The sequence below is a fragment of the Gymnodinialimonas sp. JB5-7 genome (genome assembly GCF_055693405.1).
The window spans coordinates 2,069,864-2,090,935 of record NZ_JBVFUX010000012.1 but is presented as its reverse complement, the minus strand read 5'-3'; the positions used below and the strand labels follow the sequence as shown (position 1 = coordinate 2,090,935).

Here is a 21,072-nt window from a genome sequence, read left to right as displayed (position 1 = left end):
GCCTCCCTTGGCGTGTGATGGGGCGCACTATCTTGCGCCCCATGACGCAAGATCCCGGCCATATTCAACGTCTGATCTCTCTGATCACCGGCGCGCTCCGCCCGCCCGCAGGCGGTCGCCGTATCGCGCTGGCCTACGCCTATGGTGTGGCCTGCCACGCGATTTTCGGTTTGGCGGTGCTGGCCATGATCGCGGCGATGTTCTTCGGCATGTCCGAAAGCCTTGGGCGCGTTCCAGCCCCATGGCACATCTTCGCCAATGCCCTGCTTGTTGCGCAATTTCCGCTGATGCATTCCGTGTTGCTGTCAAAGCGCGGCGGCAGGCTCTTCAGCAAACTCGCCCCTGCCGGGCATGGCCAGACGCTGTCGACGACGACCTACGCCATCATCGCCTCGGTCCAGTTGCTGGCCCTTTTCGCGCTCTGGACACCCTCCGGCATTGTCTGGTGGCGGGCCGAAGGCGCGGCTTTCGCGGCCATTTGTACGGCCTATGCAGCCGCCTGGCTTTTGCTCATGAAAGCCAGCTTCGATGCAGGGGCCGAGGTGCAGTCGGGCGCGCTTGGCTGGATGTCGCTGGCCGCCAAACGCGCGCCCCGCTTCCCGCCCATGCCCACCACCGGCACCTTCCGCTTTATCCGGCAGCCGATCTACGTGGCCTTCGCGCTGACGGTCTGGACCGTTCCTGTCTGGACACCTGACCAACTGGCGCTGGCCATCACGCTGACGGCCTACTGCCTGCTCGCCCCGATCCTGAAAGAGCGTCGCTTCAAAGCCCGCTACGGGGCCGATTTCGAAACCTATAGAAGCCGTGTCCCCTACGCGATCCCCCGCCTTCCCCGAAAGCTGAACGACAATGCCTCAAACACAGCGCAATAACCTCGACATCTACGATGATGTCGCGGACCGGTGGTGGTCCGACGATATCCGCTGGGTGCGCACGCTCAAAAACCTCGTCCCCGGGCGGCTCAAATGGTTTGACCGCCACATTGATTGGCACGGCAAGAGCGTGCTCGATCTGGGTTGCGCGGGCGGCTTCATGGCCGAAGCGCTGCACGACAAGGGCGCACAGGTCACCGGCATTGACCCCGCCGCCCAAGCCATCGCGGCCGCTCGTCAGCACGCCGCCCAGACCGGAAAAGACATCCGCTATTCCACCGGTGTGGGCGAAAGCCTGCCCTACCCCACCGCCAGCTTCGATGCCGTGGTCTGCGTCGACGTGCTGGAACATGTGCAGGACCTGGAAACGGTCCTGTCCGAGATCGCCCGCGTGCTGAAACCCGGCGGTCGGTTCCTCTATGACACGATCAACCGCAACCCCGTCGCACGGCTCGCCACGATCACCGTCGCCGAGGATGTGCTGCGCCTGCTGCCCAAAGGCACGCACGACCCGGCAATGTTCATCACTCCATCCGAACTCACAGATGGTCTGACAAAAGCAGGCCTCGCACCCGGCCCTCAAACCGGTCTTGGCCCGCGCGGGATCAACCGGCGCGGCGATTTCACCTTTGGGCCGCTGCCGCTGAAGACCGTGATCTACATGGGCTATGCCGACAAACCAGGTTGAACACCCAAAACCTCGTCCACCCAGGCCGGCACAACGTCCGAGGCCGGGCCAAGGATACGGCGGTCAAACCGCCCGCCCGTCGCCTCCAGATTGATCTCCAGCGTCGCCGCACCTGCGCGCCGCGCCTCCTCCACAAAGCCCGCAGCCGGATAGACCTCGCCCGAGGTGCCGATGGCCACGAACAGATCACAAGCCTCCAGCGCATCTACAATCCGCTCCATGTGGTAAGGGATTTCACCGAACCAGACGATGTCGGGCCGCGTAGGCCCGCCGCCGCATGCGGGGCAGGCATCGTCCACCGCCATCACGCGCGGTGCGTCCCAGGTCGCGCCGCACCCGGCACATAGCGCCCGCATCAACTCTCCATGCATGTGGATCACGCCCGTGGCGCCCGCACGCTCATGCAGGTCATCAACGTTCTGCGTCACGATCAGCGCACCGGCGGCCTCCAGCCGCGCAAGCGCGCTATGGGCGGCATTCACCTCCGCCTCCAGCGCATTGGCCCGCCGCGCATTGTAGAAATCGTGCACCTTGGCAGGATCGGCCGCAAAGCCCTCGGGCGTGGCGACCTCCGCCAGATCATATTTCGTCCAAAGCCCGTCTTTGTCACGAAACGTGCCAAGCCCCGACTCGGCCGAGACCCCCGCACCCGTCAGGACAACGATGCGATCCGGCTTAATCGGCATGGCATGGGTCGTCGGCCGAGTGCAGGCGGCAGAATTGCGCCCCCTCGATGCGCGCTGCATGAGCGGCCAGCGCCTCTGCACTGCTTTCGTCGCTCGCTTGCAGCAGGAAAACATGCATGCGCTCGGGTCCCGCCACGGCTGTCAGGATCGTATGCTCCGCCCGGCGCCCCTGTGCTGCATCGGAAGGGCAGGTCACGTCATAGGACAATCCCGGCCTGTCATCGACGCGAAGCAGGGCACGGTCATTGGTCACGAGCGCAGGGCAGGCCGCCTCGATCCCGCCAAGTACCGTCTGCGCGGCCTCCAGTGCACTCACCGCACTGAACGGGTGATCCTCACGCGTCCGAAAGATCCGAAGCCCCGTTAACGCGACCCCCTGACCGTTCTCCTCCAGAACGTAATCCTCGACATAGCTGCCGTCGTAATCCTGACCGCTCAGGAAAATGGCCCCCTCCGGGATGTCGATTAGCAAATGCTCACCCAAAGCATACCAAGGCGCTTCTTGTCCGCCTGCAGGCATCGCCGCCACAGCCCAGGCAAACGCAAATGAAACGCCCCTCAACAATCGCAACATCCCTTGCCCTTTCCACGTAATCGTCAGACCTTATTGTCATGCCCCACTCTATCCTCGTCGTCTGTCTCGGCAATATCTGCCGATCACCCACCGCAGAAGCCGTGCTGCGCGCCCACTTGCCCGAGGCGCGGATTGACAGTGCAGGCACCGGAAACTGGCACATTGGCAAACCACCCTATACGCCCGCGATCGAAGCCGCCGAGGCGCGCGGCTATGATCTGACGCCCTTACGCGCGCGCCAGGTCACGCCTGCCGATTTCGCGGCGTTCGATCTTGTGCTCGCCATGGATGCCGAAAACCTGAAGGACCTGCGCGAACTGGCGCCTGACGCAGACAATATCGCCTTGTTTCGCGAGCCCGTGGGCGGCGGGGCCGTGCCCGACCCGTACTATACCGGCGATTTCGACGGTGCACTGGATTTGATCGAGGAAGCCGCCCAAGCCTGGGCGAAGCGTCTTAGCTAAACAGATCGGAAAACTCCAGTTGTCCGCGTACGACCTTACCCGCAGCGTTGTTGGGCTGCGGTCGAGAAGGTCCTCCAGGCCTGCCACATCTCTTCATCGCTGGCGCGATCGGATTGGCGGGTGTCTTGTGCCCGTTGCGGATCATCAAACCACCGCGCCCCTTCGCGCATTTGCGCGCGGGTCAGCAGATCCCCCGCGACGTCCCCGATGCACGAACATAGCGACCGCGACGCATCGCGGTCTGACGCATTGCACGCCCGTTCGATGGGGTTTGCCGAAACGGATGTGGGAACGGCCATGAATACGGCCAGGGCCAGCGATTTGGCCCACATATTTGAAAATTTCATTTGTGCCTCGTTACCGAAATCTGCGGGTCTTTTGCCCGTCACTGCTCTGCCGCTTTCTATGCCAGAAACGGTCCATCCAATCAAATCACGGATTTGCGCATGGAAATGCGGCTGATAGCGTTGCCACCATGCGCGCTTGGATTGTGACGTCAGCGATCAGCCATGCCGGTGTTGGGCTTCTCTTTGGATTGGCCAGCATTGCCATATTCTATGGTTGGGCCACGCCAGTGGAGGCAATGGTGCTCTATCTGATCGCCATGGCTGCGATCACCGCGACCACTCAGGCCCGCGCCTTGCGCGCGCTTGGGGCGTCAGGTGGCCTCTGGGGCCTCGCTACCGCGCTCGGCATTGTGCTTGGTTTCGTGCTGCCTGAACTCCTCCCGTCAGACGGCCCATCGTCCGACGGTGGCAATCTGTTTGGCATCCCGCTCAGCATCGTGGGGTGGAGCTTGCTTCTGATATCCATCGCGGCCGGCGCGCAAATCGTGACCCGGCAATGCCTGTTGCCCGTCGAAGGCGCTGGCGCATGGCCACTCTGGGCAGGCCTTGCTTTCGCAAGCCTTTGCGGCGGTCTCGGCGGGGCCACCTATGGCGCGCTCACCGCGCCTGCCCTGCCTTTACCCCGCGCCTGATCGCCCTTCCTTTCATCCGAAACCTCTGCCACAACAGCTAAATGACTGACCTTGCGTCACTTCCCCGCCGCATCGCGGCCCGCGCGGTGGGCCATGCGCTGGCATTTGTGGCCCGCTTCATCACCGCCGTCCGCGCCGATTGGCGCGGGATCGAGCCTGTGGCCAAGCAACGCGTCTATTACGCCAACCATGTCTCCAACGGCGACATGCCAATGATCTGGACGGTCCTGCCCGGTCATATGCGCCGCCAGACCCGCCCCGTCGCCGCCGCCGATTACTGGCTCAAAAACAAGCTCCGCGCATTTGTGGGGCCGGAAGTCTTCAACTGCGTCCTCATCGACCGGAGGCCCGAGGTCGACGACAAGCCGCTCGACAAAATCATCGAAGCGCTCGACGAAGGCTCCTCGCTGATCATCTTCCCCGAGGGCAATCGCAATATGACCGACGATCCCCTCCTGCCCTTCAAATCGGGCCTCTACAACATGGGCCGCGCCCGCCCCCATGTCGATCTGGTGCCCACCTGGGTCGCCAACCTCAACGAGATCATGCCCAAGGGCGAGATTATCCCCCTGCCGCTGATCTGCACCGTCACCTTCGGCGCGCCCATTCATGTAGAAGAAGGCGAAAGCAAAGACGCCTTCCTCAAACGCGCCGCCGATGCGCTGGTCGCCCTCGCGCCAGAAAACAGAGACGAACTCGTCACGCCTGAGCGGGCCGCGGAGCCCACCCCATGACGCCCGAGACCACTACAGACGTCGCCATCCTCGGCCTCGCCGTGACAGGTATCCTGATCGCGTTCACGATCATCGGCGAAGCCTTGCGCCTGCGCCAACCCTCCGGCCAGACCGACCCCGTGGTCGAGGCCTTCAACATGCGCGTCCACACCTGGTGGGGCCTCGCCATCCTGCTGACCCTCGCCGTCCTCGCAGGCCGCATCGGCATCCTCCTGCTCTTCGCCTTCGCCTCCTTCGCCGCCTTGCGCGAATTCCTTACCTTCGCCCGCAAACGCCGCGCCGATCACCTGTCGCTGGCTCTCGCCTGCTTCGTGATCCTGCCCCTCCAATACCTCTTCGTGGGCCTCGACTGGACCGCCCTTTTCACCGTCTTCATCCCCGTCTACGCCTTCCTGCTCCTGCCCATCGTCAGCGCCCTGCGCGGCGACGCCACCAACTTCATGGGCCGCGTGGCCGAGACGCAGTGGGGCCTGATGATCTGCGTCTTCTGCATCTCTCACGTCCCCGCACTCCTGACCTACGACATGCCCGACGGCTCCGACCGCTCGATCCTGCTGATCGTCTTCTTCGCCATGGTCGTGCAATTGGGCGACGTGTTCGAATACTACGCCGGCCGCCGCTTCGGCCGCCGCAAGATCGCCCCCAAAATCTCCCCCAAGACCGTCGAAGGAATGATCGCAGGCGTCCTCGCCGCCGCCGTGATCGGCGCGATCCTCAGCTGGGTCACCCCCTTCGGCCTCGTGGGCGCCGCAGCTATGGCCGCGCTGGCCTCGCTCACCGGCATGTTCGGAAGCCTCGTCTTCGCCGCGATCAAACGCGACAAGGGCGTGAAAGACTGGTCCCACCTGATCCCCGGCCAGGGCGGGTTGCTCGACCAACTCGACAGCGTCATCTTCGCCGCGCCGATCTTCTACCACGTCACGCAGTTGGTCTACGCGTAGTCAGTGCAACCGCGCCTGCGTCACGAACACCGTCACCCGCTCCTCGCCCAGCGCACGCAGAGCCTCCAGCCGGTGATACCCCTCCAAGAGCACATATCGCCCTTCCCCTCCCGCACCCGGATCGGCGTGGTCTGCCCGTTTTCGAGAATGTCATTGGCCAGAGCGTCCACCTTCTCCGCCTCCAACGTCTTCTTCCGCTTGGCGGGCACATAGATGTCGTCGATACGCAGAGGGATGGCGTTGGGCATGGGGCGCGCTCCTTGGGGTTGGGAGGGAGCGTAGCACGGGTGCGGCGCGATGCGGTGGGAATTCCACGACCCAATGAACCCAAGCCACCGCCGCACCGCATGCGAACCAATGTTCCTAACGATTCAACGCCAACCGAACCCCACGCTGATCCACAAACGGTTTGCGCGCGACATAGCCAATGCTCATCCACGACGCCAAACCGTTGCCTGCGAAGTCGACCACTTCCGGCGCATCAAATCCCGCGCGCTTAATCCAGCTGGCAACCTGTTCCGGCCCAGCATTACGGACACGCCACATCAGGCCGATAGCAGCCCCGGCGAGCGATTGCTTGGTAACAGCAGCCACCAGATACCCGCCGGGCCGCAGCACCCTGTAGGCCTCCGCCAAGGCGATGTCAGGGTCTGCTGTATGCTCCAGCACATGGGCTGCAAGGACCATATCAAACTGCCCATCGCTTTCGGGAAGCCCCGTCAGGTCCGCGACCTGCAGATCCAGCCGTTCCACACGCCCCGACAATCGTTTCCGGGCGGCGACCAACATGGCGTTGGACACATCCACACCGTTCACCGCGACGGGCCCGGCCCATGCATCGGCCACCGCCTCCGCCATGGCACCTGTGCCGATGCCCGCATCCAGAACCTGTAAGTGCCCTTCTCCGACACGCGGCCCGACCTTCGCCAGCACGCGGCCCGCCAAAGTGCGATACGCCGCCGGAAATCCGAACCGGCGCAGCACGCGCGGCCAGCGGGTCGACTGACGATCATAAGTCCGCGCAAGGGTCGCACGATCCGCCATGCGTCGCGAGACATCGATACGCCATGATCCCAGGGACGCACCGCAAATCGCGATGCTCACCGGATTGCTCGCGCCCGAAACGCCATCACCCACGGGACAAGGCCATTCCGGCGGTCACTGTATCCTCACGCCTGACGCGCAGCGACAAGATGAAAATCGCCGCAAAGCTCAGCGCGACAACGACGGTGAACCAATAATCGTCAGGGTCATTGGGCGGCGCAAATGTCATGCCAAAACCGGCCAGCACAACGACGGCAAGGTTCAACCAACGCGTTACGCGAGGCGTGGCAAGCCCCGACATTAGCATCGACGACAACATCAAGGTGATGCCGAACCCACCGGCCAGCAGGGCCATGTCCGTGACTGGCGCGCCGTTCATCTGACCAGAGAGGATGCCTTCAATGGTCGAGGCCTCGGCCATTTCATGCAGATCACGGAAAATGGTGTTGAGAACGGCGAACAGCCAAAGGGCTGGCACCGCGCGGCGGTATTGATCGTGTGAGGGGGACAGAAACATCGGGAAACTCCTTTCCCGACGGCGTGTCGCGCAAATCACCCCTCAAATAAATTGATGAAATAGCTAGATCAGTTATACATCCACGTATGAATTGGGATGGCGTGTCATTCGACTGGAACCATATTCGGGCCTTTCTGGCGACCGCCGAAAGCGGCTCGTTGTCCGGCGCAGCGCGGGCATTGCGGCAATCCCAGCCTACCCTAAGCCGTCAGATCGCGGCGCTGGAAGAGGCACTCGACCTCACCCTTTTTGAGCGCACCACACGATCCCTGTTCCTGACCGAGGCGGGCCATGAGTTGCTCGACCACGTCCGCGCCATGGGCAACGCCGCCAGTCAGATATCTCGCGTGGCGATGGGGCAAAGCCAATCGACCAGCGGGATTGTTCGCCTGACCTGTAGTGACGCGCTCGCCACCTATGTGCTGCCACGCATAATCGTCGAGCTTCAGCGCGCGCACCCGGGCATCCGCATCGACCTTCGCCCCGGAGCAGAAGTCGCCGATCTTCTCAAACGGGACGCCGATATCTCGATCCGCCACGTCGAGCCCACACAGCCCGACCTTATCGCAAAACGGATTTCCGACCTCGAAATCGGGTTCTTTGCGGCTGAATCCTACATCAGCGGATTTGACGGTCCACTCACCCTCCAGTCCGCAAAGGGCGCGCAGTTCATCGCCTACGGGGAAGCGGCCAACCTTCTGCCCCAGCTAAATGCCATGGGCGTCGCCATAGAAGAGGACCGCATAACCACCACAACGACCTGCGGCCCCGCTTTGCTGGAACTCGCGCGGGCAGGCGCCGGGATTACGTTGCTGCCAACCTCAGTGACAGCATTGCACGACGACCTCCAACAGGTCTTCCCAGAGGTTCCTTCGTTCCGCATGCCCACGTGGCTCGTGACCCACCGCGAAATCCATACAAGCCGCCGAATTCGCGTTACCTTCGATCATCTCAAGACCGCGTTTCGGGGCGCTGATATTGTGGCAAGCGGGACTGCGCGTTAGCGGCGGCGGCACATGGCGTCACGCCCCTTCCCTCGCCCCCTCCACACGCTACATCCCCGTGGAAACGCTCACCCAAGGCCGCCCGCATGACCGACCTCAACCGCATCCGCAATTTCTCCATCGTGGCCCATATCGACCACGGGAAATCCACTCTCGCTGACCGGCTGATCCAGCTGACCGGCACCGTGGCCGAGCGTGACATGCAGGAGCAGCTACTGGACTCCATGGATATCGAGCGGGAACGCGGGATTACCATCAAGGCCAACACCGTCCGCATCGAATACCCCGCCAAGGACGGCCACACCTACATTCTCAACCTCATCGACACCCCCGGCCACGTCGATTTCGCCTATGAGGTCTCGCGGAGCATGCAGGCCGTTGAAGGCTCGCTTCTGGTGGTCGATGCCTCCCAAGGCGTCGAGGCTCAGACCCTCGCCAATGTCTATCAGGCCATCGACGCCGACCACGACATCGTGCCGGTCCTCAACAAGGTCGACCTCCCCGCCGCCGAGCCCGACCGCGTCCGCGAACAGATCGAGGATGTCATCGGCATCGAGGCCCATGACGCCGTCGAAATCTCTGCCAAAACCGGCGTCGGCATCCCGGATGTGCTCGAGGCCATCGTCACCCGCCTCCCCGCCCCCAAAGGTGACCCCGACGCGCCCCTCAAAGCCATGCTCGTCGACAGCTATTATGACCCCTATCTCGGCGTCGTCGTCCTGATCCGCGTGATCGACGGCAAGATCCGCAAAGGCGACAAGATCGCCATGATGGCCACCGGCGGCCGCTACGGCATCGACCGCCTCGGTGTCTTCCGCCCCCAGATGCAGGACATCGCAGAACTCGGCCCCGGCGAGATGGGCTTCCTCACCGCGTCGATCAAACAGGTCCGCGACACCCGCGTCGGCGACACGATCACCCACGAAAAGCGCCCCACCGAGACCCCGCTCCCCGGCTTCAAACCCTCCCAACCCGTGGTCTTCTGCGGCCTCTTCCCCGTCGATGCCAACGACTTCGAAGACATGCGCGACGCGATCGAAAAACTCGCCCTCAACGACGCCTCCTTCACCTCCGAGATGGAGACCTCCGCCGCCCTCGGCTTCGGCTTCCGCTGTGGCTTCCTCGGCCTTCTCCACCTCGAAGTGATCCGCGACCGGCTGGAACGCGAATACGACATCGACCTCATCACCACCGCGCCCTCCGTCATCTACCACGTCCACATGCGCGACGGCTCCATGATGGAGCTTCACAACCCCGCCGACATGCCCGACATGACCCATGTCGACCGCATCGAAGAACCGCGCATCAAGGCCACCATCCTCGTCCCCGACGAATACCTCGGCGACGTCCTCAAACTCTGCCAGGACCGCCGCGGCATCCAACTCGACCTCACCTATGCCGGCTCCCGCGCCATGGTCGTCTACGACCTGCCCCTCAACGAAGTCGTCTTCGACTTCTACGACCGCCTGAAATCCGTCACCAAAGGCTACGCATCCTTCGACTACCAGATGATCGGTTACCGCGAGGATTTCCTTGTGAAAATGTCGATCCTCGTGAACGACGAACCCGTCGACGCCCTGTCCATGATGGTCCACCGAGACCGCGCCGAAGGCCGCGGCCGCGCCATGTGCGAAAAACTCAAAGAGCTCATCCCTCGCCACATGTTCAAAATCCCGATCCAGGCGGCGATTGGCGGGCGTGTGATCGCCCGGGAAACCCTCTCCGCCATGCGCAAGGACGTGACCGCGAAGTGCTACGGGGGCGACGCCACGCGGAAGCGGAAGTTGCTGGATAAGCAGAAGGCCGGTAAGAAGAAGATGCGCCAGTTTGGGAAAGTGGAAATTCCGCAGTCTGCGTTTATTTCTGCGCTGAAGATGGATGGATAAGTATGAACCTTTTTGAGATTCAACGACTTCTGGAAAGGATTTATCCCAACCAAGACATACCTCTCGATTTCTCGATCAACAAAATTGTTTCTAATTGTGGCCTCATTGCATCTAACTATGAGAAGGGATCTATCGAAGCCACTCCCTTTATTGAGGTATTAGCCTGGTCGTCTTCTGTTTTTCCCTGAGCGATAAAGAACTATGGAGACGAATACTCGAAATGTATCCAAACTGCTGCCCTCTTTGCTTGTCAAAGCCGTGTGGTTGTGAGGTTTCGGGAAAGATGCCTCTTGAGGGCACACCAGTCTTTAAGCGGGAAGAGGAACTAAAGTCGCTTTCCGCGAGCTTGATACAGCCAATGGAATTGAAGTCTCACAAAGACTCTGGCCGCATACCCTACACTGTCGCACCACCACTTCTCGATCAACTGTTGGTTATGCTTGCAGAAATATACCCTCTCAATAGCACGATTTTCAGACACAACCCTGACTTTTCTTCGTCAAAATACTTAAGTCATGTGGGCGATTGTCGTCTGCCATGACACGCAGTCACTCCGATGGAAATCGAGAGAGGGTTTTGGAGGAGATTGTTTCGTTGCTTGCGTGGGTATTGGCGTTTTGGAGACTTTCAAATAGAGGCGACCAGTCTTTTAGCGAAACAGCGCTGATTTCAAATAGGTTCCGTCATGGCTGCCCTTCCTGCGGGAAAACACCATGTAATTGTGGAGATGCTCGATTTAGTCGCGTGACAGCGTTCGAAGTTGTTAATCGAGATGCACCAAGTGCGGATCACCGCTCAATCGCTCTTAGCCAACTCAGACTAATCAATGACGAGTTAGAAAACCTAGGGCTGGACCCAATTCCTGAAAGCAGTATCAAAGAAGGCAAAGGTAATCTTCTGGAAGGCGTTGATAAGGCGTCAAAGGCATTGCAAAATGTCGATAAGGGGGCAACGTCGGTTCAGAGCATCTTGGGTAAGCTCGGTTCGTTATCAGAGTTTGTTTCCAACTGGTTTTAATAGTGGCGCTCCACCGCATGAAACTTTGAGACGGTCATCTTCAAAAATCGACCGAACTGCATGTCTCCGGAAGAAAGATCGTCTTCACGTAAGTAAGATTCAATCGGCCGCATCCCTCCCGGCCCCTAGGCCGGGCAGCGCCCGAACCGCCCCCACGGGGCGGGCGCTTCTCGCCCACCCCTCGGTCCGGTCACTGCCCTCCGCATTCTTCATGTCCGAACTCCGCAACCTTTCCCCTTTCCCAACCGCACCCCCACTCACCGCATCCTCCCCCCATGCGCCATCTCCTCCTCCCCCTCCCGCTCCTCCTCCACCCGCCTGCGACGCGGGCCATCTCGGCAATCCGCTGCTTCTGCCCGTCACCGGCCTCGCCACCGCTGTCGAAAACGGCAACTACAACGCCCGCCGGTCCCGCGTCTCCGACCTCCTCGCCGCCAACCAGCCCGCCATCATGGCTGAGGCCCTCTCCACCCCTGGCCCCGCCCTCGCCGCCCTCTACCAGACCGCTGGCATTCGCCCCGCCAGCCAGCCCGCCGTCCTCCGCGACCTGGCCGAGATCTCCACCACCCCGCCACGCCGATTGGGTTGAGCGCGCGACGGTCGTCGCCATGGTCCATTCCAACTGATCACCCGCCGCGCTTGCGTTCTTCCTCCAACTGCTGCGCGCGCCATTTCTGATCCGCGATATCCTCGCGGATTTGCCGCCGCTCCTCCTCCGTCTTGGTCCAGCTTCGGCCGCGCCGCGCCCGCGCTTTGCCCATCGCGGAACGCGTCAATCGTCTCCTGCCCGTGCAGGAACCCGCCCAGCTTCATGTGCATGAAGGATCGCAGCACGTCGTTCATCCGCGCCTGATAGCCCGGCCCGCAGGATTTGAAGAACTTCACCACATCCGCGTCGAAGCGCACCGTCAGTTGCGTCTTCTCGCTCGTCTTGCGCGTCGCGATGTCGTGCCACGCCTCGGGGATGCGCCGCTCCTCCATCAGGTGGTTCTGCAGGTCCCATTCCAGGCGGGCCATGGCCTCGGACATGTAATAGTGATGCGCGCGGGCGGTTTTGGTCAGGGGCTTTTGTGTCGGCATATCAGGCCTCGATTGTTGCAAGCGGGTCCTGACTGTCCTGTGGGGCGGTTAAGGAAAGGTGCACTACAATTGTAGTTATGGAAAAACTACAGATTCACTACGGGATCATTCATCCGGCGTTTTGGCCGCCGATTCCCCGCAAAACCCCGGAATCGCCCCCTCAGACCTGCCAAAACCGCCCTTTGCAGCCCAAATCGCCCAATATCTTGTGCCCCCGATTCTCCGCTCAAACCCGCGAAATTCCCTTCGCAGGTGCAGAAAAAACGCCCCACTCCGCACCTCTCTCCACAGTCGAAGAAAAGCGTGCGCACTCAACCCTCTGGCGAGCGGATACACTCCTCTCCCACAGGGTTTTCCCCGATTTCATCCACAAGAAAGTTCCATGCTGCACTGCTATTTGATTGCCCGGCGCAGGCTGTTCGGGAACAGGTGATTTCACCGCAGTGAAGGACCTGTCCAACGCAGCGGGCGCCAAGGCCTCCGAAGGTTGGAAGCGCGCTAGGTGGAGCTTCGGTTCAAACCAGCACGTGGAAGATCGAGGGCTTGGAAAACGGCTGGCAAGTCATTGACGTGCAAGGCGTTTCCGAAGCAGAGGGCAGTGGTGGGGCGTATAGGGAACCGCAAGGGGACCAAGCGTCAAGCGGAAGCCCGTAAGGGGGACTGCGAACCGGAGAGGGAAAGCGCAAGCGGACTTAATCCATTCGAAGGCGTCAGGGTGGGGGCAACCCCAATGCATGGACCGCGTCCGAGCACCTGGCGCCTTCATCTATTTCACAGACATGAAAAGGGCCCGGAACCGTAACCGGCCCGAGCCCCGCATCAGGAATGCAATCCGCGTCCAAAGCACCTGTATGTGTTGGCTACTCTGCGCTGCCGCGGCGGTTCAACCCACCCCGCCACATCTCGGCCGCCCCGCAACATTTCCGCAACACCGCACCTTGGCACACAACAGCTTGCGTCACCCATCCAAAAACACCCGACAAGCAACCTCAAACTCCCGAGCCTTCTCCGCATGCACCCAATGCCCCGCCCCCGGGATTTTTGCGAAACGTGCGGTGGGGAAAAGTCGTTTGATTTCAGGCCGGTGCTCGCGCGTGACGTAATCGGATTCCGCACCGGACAGCATGAAAACCGGGCCCGCGAAAGTGCCCGAAACGCTCGGAAACCCGATGATCGCATCCATATCGGTTTCCAACTGGTCCAAATTCAACCGCCACGCCTTCGCCTTTACATCCAAAGACTGTAACAGAAACGCCCGAACGCCTTGATCTTCCACGAAATTCGCAAGCTGCCGGTCCGCGTCCCCTCGCGTTTCCACGGTGCTCAGATCAACTGCCCGCATCGCATCAATCATTCCCTGCTGCGTATGCGAGTACGCCACAGGAGCAATATCCGCGACGATCAGTTTTCGAACGATTTCAGGACGTTCCAGCGCTAACGCCATCGACGCCTTGCCACCCATGGAATGCCCAATCACATCAACCGGTCCATCGAGGCTGCCAATCACCTCGGCCAGATCTGATGCCATGGTCGGGTAGTCGTGCGGTGCGGCCCAGAAACTCTGCCCATGATTGCGCATGTCGACCGCAACGACCTGCCGCGTGTCGGACATCCGTTTGGCGATCACGCCCCAATTCCGGGCAGAGCCGAAAAGCCCATGAATGATGAGCACCGGAGGGCGGTCCGTCGCTTGGCCATGTGTGTATGTCTTCAACATGGCCCCCTCGATAGGATGTCATGCGCTGCAAAACCAGCCTGATCCTGTCCTTGAGCGATGCGCGCGACGCGCGTAGTTTCAACGAGTTGCGGCGAAGGGGCCGATTCGATGGATCATGCGCGCTATTTGGACATCACCGAAGGGCTGCGTCAGCAAATGGCTGAGCGCTTGAACGTGCGTGCGCGCAGCTTTCCCAAAGCTGTGCGCAAAGCCGGACGCTTGCTGCCGCCTGCTGCCCGCGCGGCGGCGCAAGAGTTGGTCGACGCCGAAGCGCGGCTGACCCATCCGAAGCTGGCCGTGCGCACTGATCCGTCCAACCTGCACGCCGCGGCCGATACCATCAGCACCGCTCTGGCTCGTCACAAGCCGGGCGCGCGGGCTGCACAGCGGCGCAGCCTTCTGGCGGCGGAGATCGGGTTCCGCGCCCTTGTGGTCATTGCGGCGGGACTGCTTTTCTTGCAATGGCAATCACCCGTCTGACATCACTCAATGCGCGGGCTGAATGAAGGTCCCGTTGCGCAAGTCGCGCATCGCCTGCTGCAGTTCTTCCTGCGTGTTCATCACGATCGGGCCATGCCACGCGACTGGCTCTTCGATCGGCGCGCCGGAGATCAGCAAGAAGCGCACGCCGTTTTCGCCCGCCTGCACCGTCACCTCGTCGCCGGTGCCGAACCGGATCAAAGTGCGATCACCTGACAGGTCGCGGATATTGACCTCCTGACCCATCACTTCCTTCTCTAGCAGGACGCCGGATGGCGCGGAGGCATCGGCAAAGACACCCGCCCCTTCGAAGACATACGCAAAGGCGCGGCGGTAGGTGTCAATCCGGAAGGTCTTGCGCACACCCGCAGGCACCGTCACGTCGAGGTACTGCGGATCGGCAGCGATCCCGTCCACGGGCCCGCGCTTTCCCCAGAATTCGCCCGTGATCACGCGCACGCGCGTGCCATCATCATCGACCACCTCGGGAATGTCCGCGCCCTGAATATCTTGATAGCGCGGGGCGGTCATCTTCTGGTCGGATGGCAGGTTCCCCCAAAGCTGGAAGCCGTGCATCTGGCCCTTGGCGTTCCCCAGCGGCATCTCTTGATGCAGGATGCCGGAACCCGCCGTCATCCATTGCACCGACCCTGCCCCCAGCTTGCCGCTGTTCCCAAGGCTGTCGGAATGCTCAACCGTGCCTTCCAGAACATAGGTGATCGTCTCGATCCCCCGGTGCGGGTGCCAAGGAAAGCCCTTGGCGTAGAAAGCGGGATCGTCGTTGCGGAAATCATCGAACAACAGGAAGGGGTCCAGCTCGGACGGATCCTGGAAGCCGAATGCGCGGTACAGGTGTACGCCGGCGCCCTCCATAGTGGGTTGGGCGGCACGGGTTTCCAGAATGGGTCGGATCGACATGGGCGAAGCCTCCTTGCGGGGTAGATGAAGGGCAAGTATGCCGTGGCAGCCCGCGCGTCCATTCTGCGCGAAGGCACGGAAGGTGTGCGATGGCGCGGAAGACAAAGAAGACCCGAACGAGGTGCTGGCCGAGATCACGCCAAACACCAGCCGTCGCGTGGCGGCCGTTGGCATGGCCGGCGCGTTGGGGACCTTGCTGTTGTTGATTGCCGGGATGCGGCCACCGGCTGATCTGGGGTGGCTGGCCTTTCTGGTCATCTTTGGCGCGCTGTGCATCTGGTTGGCCGTCGCCATGTGGCGCGCCTCATCCCACGTGATTGCACTGACCCGGTCTGAGCTTCGGGAAGTCGATGGCCGGGTGCTGACCACCGTGGATAATATCGAGCGGGTCGATCGGGGTCTGTTCGCATTCAAACCCGCCGGTGGCTTTCTGGTCAAGTTGAAGACGCCCGTTGGCCGGGTTTATGCGCCCGGCCTGTGGTGGCGGGCGGGGCGCACGTTGGCGGTTGGCGGTGTGACCAAACGGGCCGAGGCGAAAGAGGTGGCGGACCTGATCAGCGTGATGCTGGCCAAGCGGGACGCCACCTGAGGCGTCGTCAGATGCCTTTCGCCTGATAGCTGGCAGCAACCCGGCCGATCGAAACAAGAAAGCCCGCTGTCCGCAAATCGTGCACATCATCCCGGCTATGCCAGACCTCGCGCATGGCCGCGTAAGCCTCCCGCATCGTGTCGTCGAGGCCGGAGCGGACAAGCTCCAGCTCGCCCGCACCCCGTAGATACTTCTGCTTGAAGTCCGGTGTCATGGACCAGGCCCCGCCCAGATGCTGATCGAGACGCTCCAACTCATCCACGATCAGCTGGTGGCGCGCCTCTTCCTGGCGTCGCTGCATCCGGCCAAAGCGGATATGGCTGAGATTCTTGACCCATTCGAAATAGGACACCGTCACACCACCCGCATTGGCGTAGAGGTCGGGAATGATCACCGTTCCCTTCTCCATCAGGACATCATTCGCCCCGGCCGTGATCGGGCCATTCGCGGCTTCGATGATCAACGGTGCCTTCACGTCCGCGGCGTTTGAAAGGTTGATCACGCCCTCCAGCGCTGCGGGGATCAGGATATCGCACTCGGCCACAAGGCAGGCCGAGCCGTCTTCGATATATTCCCCGTTTGGGAAACCCTTCACGCCGCCATGATCGGCGATCCAGTGGCGCAGCGCGTCGATGTTGATGCCGCCCGCATCATGGATCGCCCCGTCGCGCTCGATAACATGGGTGACGATGCTGCCGTCTTCCTCCGACAGGAATTTGGCCGCGTGGTAGCCCACATTGCCCAAGCCTTGCACGATCACACGCTTGCCATCCAGACTGCCTGAGAGGCCAGCCTTCGCGATATCCTCGGGGTGACGGAAGAATTCCTGCAGCGCGTACTGCACGCCGCGCCCGGTCGCCTCGACCCGGCCCTGGATGCCGCCCGCATGGGGCGGTTTGCCCGTGACGCAGGCGCGCGCGTTGATATCTGTGGTGTTCATCCGCGCATATTGGTCGGCCATGATGGCCATCTCACGCTCGCCTGTGCCCATATCGGGGGCGGGAACGTTTTGCGCTGGGTCGATCAGGTCCCGCTTGATCAACTCGTACGCGAAACGGCGGGTGATCTTCTCGATCTCGTCACTGTCATATTCGCGGGGGTCGATGCACAGCCCGCCTTTGGAGCCACCGAAAGGCGCCTCCACAAGTGCGCACTTGTACGTCATTAGAGCGGCCAGCGCCTCGACCTCATCCTGGTTCACGCCAAGCGCGTAGCGGATGCCGCCTTTCACGGGTTCGGTATGCTCGGAATGGACCGAGCGGTAGCCAGTGAAGGTATGAACCTTGCCGCGCAGCTTCACTCCAAAGCGGACGGTATAAGTGGAATTGCAGACGCGGATCTTCTCTTCCAGACCAGGCGGCAGGTCCAAAAGTGCGGCGGCACGATTGAACATCAGATCTACGGATTCCCGGAAACTGGGCTCTGCCCGGTTGGTCGTCATAGCGCGTCTCCCTTCGCGTTCGCCCCGGCCCGGATGTGCTTTCACGGCTGCATCCGGCGCGTGCTGAAAGGCGCCCTCGGAGCCGCGCGCGCCCAACGCCAGAAGGGCACAGCAGAACCCGCCTTGCAACCTTGCGTTGCACAAAAATCAAGCAGATCCAGAAAGGCCTCGTTGACGAATGGCCACAATCCACCACGTCCGCGCCCCATTTTTGCCTTGCTTTGCGACGACACAAACCAATGGCGACGTGTGTAATTTGCATCCGTTGTCATTGGGTACACGATTTTGGAGGGCAGGCCATGATGGGCCTTGTCAGTAAGATGGCGACGTCTGCGAACGCCTGGGCGGCCCGGTTGTCGCCGGTGCGTTTTGCAAAAAAAGAAGAGGGCACGGTTACAGCCTTCGCCGTTCTCATGTTCATTTTGATGGTTGGCGCAAGCGGCATTGCGATTGACGTAATGCGCTACGAGACACAGCGCACACAACTGCAATACACGCTCGACCGCGCCATTCTCGCTGCCGCCTCGCTGACCCAGCCCTATGACCCAGAGGGTGTGGTTCGCAATTATTTTGAGGTATCGGGCCTCGACAATTATCGCTTGGATGTCCGCGTCGACGAAGGCCTGAACTTCCGCCGCGTGCATGCCTATGCCGAACTTGAAGTCCGCTCGATGTTCATGAGCCTTTTCGGCGTCCGTGTCATGACCTCGCCGGCCATTGGCGCCGCCGAAGAGCGCGTGCGCAACATCGAAGTGTCCATGGTGCTCGATATCTCGGGCTCAATGGGTTCGAACAACCGGATGACCAACATGCGTCCCGCCGCCCGCGACTTCGTGACCGAAGTGCTGAGCGCGAACGAGACGCTGAACGCCGACAACCTCGTGTCTGTCTCGATCGTCCCCTACAACGGACGCGTCAACAGTGGCTCGATGATCGGGAGCGTGTTCACCTTTGACGACGTGCAGGACGAGATCCAATTGCGCCCGTTTCGACGCGGTCGCGTCCACGTATTCCTTCGATCCGTCCAACGGTTGGGCATCGTGGAGCGCTGCATCCTGGCCAGCATCGGATTACCTGACGACAGCCATTGATCCCGACGTTGCGATCCGCCGCATTTCGCATTGGGACAGGGGCAATGAAGACGATGATGAGCTGTTCCAGAGCCCGCATTGTCAGACCGACGAATATGGTGCGATCCTGCCTTGGCAGCATGACGAAACGATCCTGCACAACCATATCAATAGCCTGAATACTGGCGGCTGGACGGCCATCGACCTTGGCATGAACTGGGCGGTCGGATTGCTTGACCCGACGGCGAACTCGGCCTTGAACGACTTGATCGACGCAGGCCAGGTTCATTCGGATTTCGATGATCGGCCGGCACCGTTTTTCGATGACGATCCGTCCACAACTCTGGATGACGAGACGATCAAGGTCGTTGTGATGATGACGGATGGTGCGAACACCAACCAATATGACCTCCGCAATGTGTGGGAGCACAACGGCACCTACTACTACGATGGCGCCGCGCTTCCGGACGACGCGTTCTACATCGGGATGCGCACCGGTTATGCGCCCATTTTCCGCCATGCCGGGGCCGATGGTGTCCTGTCGGACGGATGGATCGACAACACCAATGAGCGCTGGCGTTTCGACGACGACCGCTTCTCGATCTGGTGGGAAGATCAGGGTGCGAACGGTCAATTCTGGATCCCCACGGGTGACCCACGCGATGCCGGTGGATACTGGTCCAACGAACCCTTTGGGGGATGGGCCGCCTACGGCATGCTCGATCCCAGCGACGGGCTGGTGGTGGACAATTGGTACACCGAACGCGTGAATGCCTACGATTGGCACCGCGATTGGGACGGAGACGGCAACCGCGACAACGTTGATGGCGCAGTGCTGCTTTGGGCCAACCTCTGGGGTATCCTAACGGCCGAGAACATTGCCGAGGAATGGTTGGAAGAACCTGCCCGCGCCTCCGGCAACTGGGATTTCCATGACCTCGTCGCGAATGATGCCAGCTACCGCTACGCGGCCCAGACTGAGGCGGACCGCAACCTGCGCGCGATCTGCGATGCGGCCAATGCGGCCGGAATCATCGTCTACGCCATCGCATTCGAGGCGCCGAGCGGCGGCCAATCCGTGATGCGCTACTGCGCGACGACGGACGCCACCTATTACAACGTCGAAGGCCTGGAGATCAGCGAAGCGTTCGAGAATATCGCCCGTTCGATCAACCAGCTTCGCCTGATCCAGTGACGGAGCCATCCATGAAAATGCCTCTGCACATGAAACGTTTCTGGCGGGATGAGGGCGGCACCGCCACCCTCGAGATGGTCATTATGTTCCCGCTGATGATGCTGCTGTTCATGGCCGCGTTTGAGACGGCGGCCATTCTGACGCGCCAGATCATGCTGGAACGTACGCTGGATATGTCAGTTCGGGTTCTGCGCCTGGCACAAGGCGTCGTGACGGATGCAAACGCCGTGCGTGACACGATGTGCGCCAATACCAGCCTTCTGCCGAACTGCGAAACCCTGCTGACCATCGACCTGCAAGTCATCGACGACACCTTCACGATGCCGTCGAACAACCAGATCTGCGCCGGGCGCGGCAATGATATCGTGATTTCGCCCGACAATGAGTTCAACCAGGGCGGCAACAACGAATTCGTCCTGATCCGCACCTGCCTTGTGGTCGACCGTATCCTGCCTTTCTCGGGCTTTGGCCTGAACCTTGCGACGGACGAGATCCGGCGGCATGCACATGATGGCCAGCAGCATCTTCGTCAACGAGCCGAGCTGAGCTGAGGAGCAGATCAGATGAACCGCCTTCTCACCAACTTCCTGCGCAACGAAACGGCCGCTGTGGCCTTTGAAAGCGTGATCATTTTCCCCATCCTCGTCTGGGCCTGGGTGGGCACGTTTTCGTTCTTTGACGCCTACCGGGTCTACAACACGTCGATCAAGGCGACCTATACAATCGCCGACCTCATCTCGCGCCAGGAATTTGAGATCCCCGAATCCTCAATGGACGGCTATGCCAATATGTTGGCCGCAATGATCCGCGACCATGACGGTGTTGAAATGCGCGCCACCGAAGTGCACCGCGCCAATGACGGATCGTTCACGGCAGTCTGGAGCCATACCACCGGCACACTTGCGCGGCTTTGCGGCGCCAGCCTCGACGCCTATGCGGACCAATTGCCCGCAGTTGCCATTGGGGAACGCATCGTGATTCTTGAAAGCTTCGTGAACTACGACCCGGCCTTCAACATGGGCGTCAACGACGTGGATTTTGAGAATTTCACGGTCACGCGTCCCCGCTATGCAGGCCGCATCCCCTACGGCGGCGATCAGTGCTCCTGAAGCCCGCGTCGGTCTCTGACCGGCGCGTGTCGCAGCCAAGTCTTTCACCTGCCCCACAGCCCCG

At 61.3% G+C, this 21,072-nt stretch carries 24 protein-coding genes and 1 pseudogene; 15 read left to right on the top strand and 10 right to left on the bottom strand.

Going from position 1 to position 21,072, the window contains the following annotated elements:
* Nucleotides 1-41: 41 nt before the first annotated feature.
* Together ACZ1HK_RS19215 and ubiG are read left to right on the top strand one after the other, a co-directional pair.
* The gene (locus ACZ1HK_RS19215) at nucleotides 42-875 is read left to right on the top strand and encodes a methyltransferase family protein (RefSeq protein ID WP_472630044.1); all 834 of its coding nucleotides are present in this window, start codon (nucleotides 42-44) and stop codon (nucleotides 873-875) included.
* The gene (ubiG, locus tag ACZ1HK_RS19210; protein WP_472630043.1) at nucleotides 853-1,563 is read left to right on the top strand and encodes a bifunctional 2-polyprenyl-6-hydroxyphenol methylase/3-demethylubiquinol 3-O-methyltransferase UbiG; all 711 of its coding nucleotides are present in this window, start codon (nucleotides 853-855) and stop codon (nucleotides 1,561-1,563) included. Before ACZ1HK_RS19215 ends, ubiG begins: the two co-directional genes overlap by 23 nt.
* Here ubiG and ACZ1HK_RS19205 read toward each other — a convergent pair.
* Nucleotides 1,542-2,249, bottom strand: a complete 708-nt coding sequence (locus tag ACZ1HK_RS19205) for an NAD-dependent deacylase (RefSeq protein ID WP_472630042.1) — start codon at nucleotides 2,247-2,249, stop codon at nucleotides 1,542-1,544. The genes ubiG and ACZ1HK_RS19205 overlap by 22 nt on opposite strands.
* On the bottom strand, nucleotides 2,239-2,823 hold the full coding sequence (locus ACZ1HK_RS19200; RefSeq protein ID WP_472630041.1) for a hypothetical protein: 585 nt from the start codon (nucleotides 2,821-2,823) through the stop codon (nucleotides 2,239-2,241). The genes ACZ1HK_RS19205 and ACZ1HK_RS19200 overlap by 11 nt, the downstream gene beginning before the upstream one ends.
* Nucleotides 2,824-2,861: 38 nt before the next feature.
* Between ACZ1HK_RS19200 and ACZ1HK_RS19195 the strand changes: the two genes are divergently transcribed.
* Nucleotides 2,862-3,287 carry a low molecular weight protein-tyrosine-phosphatase gene (locus ACZ1HK_RS19195; RefSeq protein WP_472630040.1) on the top strand — a complete coding sequence of 142 codons (426 nt, stop codon included), beginning with the start codon at nucleotides 2,862-2,864 and terminating at the stop codon, nucleotides 3,285-3,287.
* 35 nt (nucleotides 3,288-3,322) lie between these two features.
* Here the strand turns inward: ACZ1HK_RS19195 and ACZ1HK_RS19190 are convergent, their stop codons facing one another.
* Nucleotides 3,323-3,634, bottom strand: coding sequence for a hypothetical protein (locus ACZ1HK_RS19190; RefSeq protein ID WP_472630039.1), 312 nt, complete (start codon nucleotides 3,632-3,634; stop codon nucleotides 3,323-3,325).
* A gap of 128 nt (nucleotides 3,635-3,762) precedes the next feature.
* Here ACZ1HK_RS19190 and ACZ1HK_RS19185 point away from each other — a divergent pair, with 128 nt between their 5' ends.
* Genes ACZ1HK_RS19185 through ACZ1HK_RS19175 form a run of 3 tightly spaced genes read left to right on the top strand, consistent with a single transcriptional unit; the run spans nucleotide 3,763 to nucleotide 5,941 of the window.
* Nucleotides 3,763-4,266, top strand: a complete 504-nt coding sequence (locus tag ACZ1HK_RS19185; protein WP_472630038.1) for a hypothetical protein — start codon at nucleotides 3,763-3,765, stop codon at nucleotides 4,264-4,266.
* A 41-nt stretch (nucleotides 4,267-4,307) separates the two neighbouring features.
* Entirely contained in the window at nucleotides 4,308-5,000 is a 693-nt protein-coding gene (locus tag ACZ1HK_RS19180) for a lysophospholipid acyltransferase family protein (RefSeq protein ID WP_472630037.1), read from the top strand.
* Nucleotides 4,997-5,941, top strand: coding sequence for a phosphatidate cytidylyltransferase (locus ACZ1HK_RS19175; protein ID WP_472630036.1), 945 nt, complete (start codon nucleotides 4,997-4,999; stop codon nucleotides 5,939-5,941). The genes ACZ1HK_RS19180 and ACZ1HK_RS19175 overlap by 4 nt, the downstream gene beginning before the upstream one ends.
* Before the next feature lie 32 nt (nucleotides 5,942-5,973).
* On the opposite strand, the gene ACZ1HK_RS19170 is transcribed toward ACZ1HK_RS19175, so the two are convergent.
* From ACZ1HK_RS19170 to ACZ1HK_RS19160, 3 genes are all read right to left on the bottom strand, one after another.
* Nucleotides 5,974-6,189: a hypothetical protein gene (locus tag ACZ1HK_RS19170; RefSeq protein ID WP_472630035.1), complete on the bottom strand. Its 216-nt coding sequence runs from the start codon at nucleotides 6,187-6,189 to the stop codon at nucleotides 5,974-5,976.
* 115 nt (nucleotides 6,190-6,304) lie between these two features.
* Nucleotides 6,305-7,078: a class I SAM-dependent methyltransferase gene (locus ACZ1HK_RS19165; RefSeq protein WP_472630034.1), complete on the bottom strand. Its 774-nt coding sequence runs from the start codon at nucleotides 7,076-7,078 to the stop codon at nucleotides 6,305-6,307.
* A complete protein-coding gene (locus tag ACZ1HK_RS19160) occupies nucleotides 7,071-7,502 on the bottom strand; it encodes a DUF6326 family protein (RefSeq protein ID WP_472630033.1) in 432 nt (143 codons plus the stop codon). Before ACZ1HK_RS19160 ends, ACZ1HK_RS19165 begins: the two co-directional genes overlap by 8 nt.
* A gap of 101 nt (nucleotides 7,503-7,603) precedes the next feature.
* On the opposite strand from ACZ1HK_RS19160, the gene ACZ1HK_RS19155 reads away from it, so the two are divergent.
* From ACZ1HK_RS19155 to ACZ1HK_RS19145, 3 genes are all read left to right on the top strand, one after another.
* The gene (locus ACZ1HK_RS19155) at nucleotides 7,604-8,506 is read left to right on the top strand and encodes a LysR family transcriptional regulator (RefSeq protein WP_472630032.1); all 903 of its coding nucleotides are present in this window, start codon (nucleotides 7,604-7,606) and stop codon (nucleotides 8,504-8,506) included.
* An 86-nt stretch (nucleotides 8,507-8,592) separates the two neighbouring features.
* Nucleotides 8,593-10,392, top strand: coding sequence for a translation elongation factor 4 (gene lepA, locus ACZ1HK_RS19150; RefSeq protein ID WP_472630031.1), 1,800 nt, complete (start codon nucleotides 8,593-8,595; stop codon nucleotides 10,390-10,392).
* A gap of 576 nt (nucleotides 10,393-10,968) precedes the next feature.
* The gene (locus ACZ1HK_RS19145) at nucleotides 10,969-11,409 is read left to right on the top strand and encodes a hypothetical protein (RefSeq protein WP_472630030.1); all 441 of its coding nucleotides are present in this window, start codon (nucleotides 10,969-10,971) and stop codon (nucleotides 11,407-11,409) included.
* Between the two features lie 495 nt (nucleotides 11,410-11,904).
* Here the strand turns inward: ACZ1HK_RS19145 and ACZ1HK_RS19140 are convergent, their stop codons facing one another.
* Both ACZ1HK_RS19140 and ACZ1HK_RS19135 read right to left on the bottom strand, forming a co-directional pair.
* Nucleotides 11,905-12,489 carry a BrnA antitoxin family protein gene (locus ACZ1HK_RS19140; protein ID WP_472630029.1) on the bottom strand — a complete coding sequence of 195 codons (585 nt, stop codon included), beginning with the start codon at nucleotides 12,487-12,489 and terminating at the stop codon, nucleotides 11,905-11,907.
* Nucleotides 12,490-13,447: 958 nt separating this feature from the next.
* Nucleotides 13,448-14,206, bottom strand: a complete 759-nt coding sequence (locus ACZ1HK_RS19135; RefSeq protein WP_472630028.1) for an alpha/beta fold hydrolase — start codon at nucleotides 14,204-14,206, stop codon at nucleotides 13,448-13,450.
* 108 nt (nucleotides 14,207-14,314) lie between these two features.
* On the opposite strand from ACZ1HK_RS19135, the gene ACZ1HK_RS19130 reads away from it, so the two are divergent.
* Nucleotides 14,315-14,686 (top strand): hypothetical protein, encoded by a 372-nt coding sequence (locus ACZ1HK_RS19130; protein ID WP_472630027.1) that lies wholly within the window; start codon nucleotides 14,315-14,317, stop codon nucleotides 14,684-14,686.
* A 6-nt stretch (nucleotides 14,687-14,692) separates the two neighbouring features.
* Here the strand turns inward: ACZ1HK_RS19130 and ACZ1HK_RS19125 are convergent, their stop codons facing one another.
* Nucleotides 14,693-15,604, bottom strand: coding sequence for a pirin family protein (locus tag ACZ1HK_RS19125; protein ID WP_472630026.1), 912 nt, complete (start codon nucleotides 15,602-15,604; stop codon nucleotides 14,693-14,695).
* Nucleotides 15,605-15,641: 37 nt separating this feature from the next.
* Here ACZ1HK_RS19125 and ACZ1HK_RS19120 point away from each other — a divergent pair, with 37 nt between their 5' ends.
* Nucleotides 15,642-16,193: a hypothetical protein gene (locus ACZ1HK_RS19120; protein WP_472630025.1), complete on the top strand. Its 552-nt coding sequence runs from the start codon at nucleotides 15,642-15,644 to the stop codon at nucleotides 16,191-16,193.
* 7 nt (nucleotides 16,194-16,200) lie between these two features.
* On the opposite strand, the gene ACZ1HK_RS19115 is transcribed toward ACZ1HK_RS19120, so the two are convergent.
* Nucleotides 16,201-17,634, bottom strand: coding sequence for a Glu/Leu/Phe/Val family dehydrogenase (locus ACZ1HK_RS19115; protein WP_472630024.1), 1,434 nt, complete (start codon nucleotides 17,632-17,634; stop codon nucleotides 16,201-16,203).
* 239 nt (nucleotides 17,635-17,873) lie between these two features.
* On the opposite strand from ACZ1HK_RS19115, the pseudogene ACZ1HK_RS19110 reads away from it, so the two are divergent.
* The 4 genes and pseudogenes from ACZ1HK_RS19110 to ACZ1HK_RS19095 form a co-directional block, all read left to right on the top strand.
* Nucleotides 17,874-18,149 (top strand): annotated as a pseudogene (locus tag ACZ1HK_RS19110) (TadE/TadG family type IV pilus assembly protein); the annotation flags it as partial.
* Between the two features lie 436 nt (nucleotides 18,150-18,585).
* Entirely contained in the window at nucleotides 18,586-19,899 is a 1,314-nt protein-coding gene (locus tag ACZ1HK_RS19105; RefSeq protein ID WP_472630023.1) for a hypothetical protein, read from the top strand.
* Between the two features lie 29 nt (nucleotides 19,900-19,928).
* The gene (locus tag ACZ1HK_RS19100) at nucleotides 19,929-20,450 is read left to right on the top strand and encodes a TadE/TadG family type IV pilus assembly protein (protein ID WP_472630022.1); all 522 of its coding nucleotides are present in this window, start codon (nucleotides 19,929-19,931) and stop codon (nucleotides 20,448-20,450) included.
* 12 nt (nucleotides 20,451-20,462) lie between these two features.
* Nucleotides 20,463-21,008: a TadE/TadG family type IV pilus assembly protein gene (locus tag ACZ1HK_RS19095; RefSeq protein ID WP_472630021.1), complete on the top strand. Its 546-nt coding sequence runs from the start codon at nucleotides 20,463-20,465 to the stop codon at nucleotides 21,006-21,008.
* Nucleotides 21,009-21,072 lie beyond the last annotated feature (64 nt).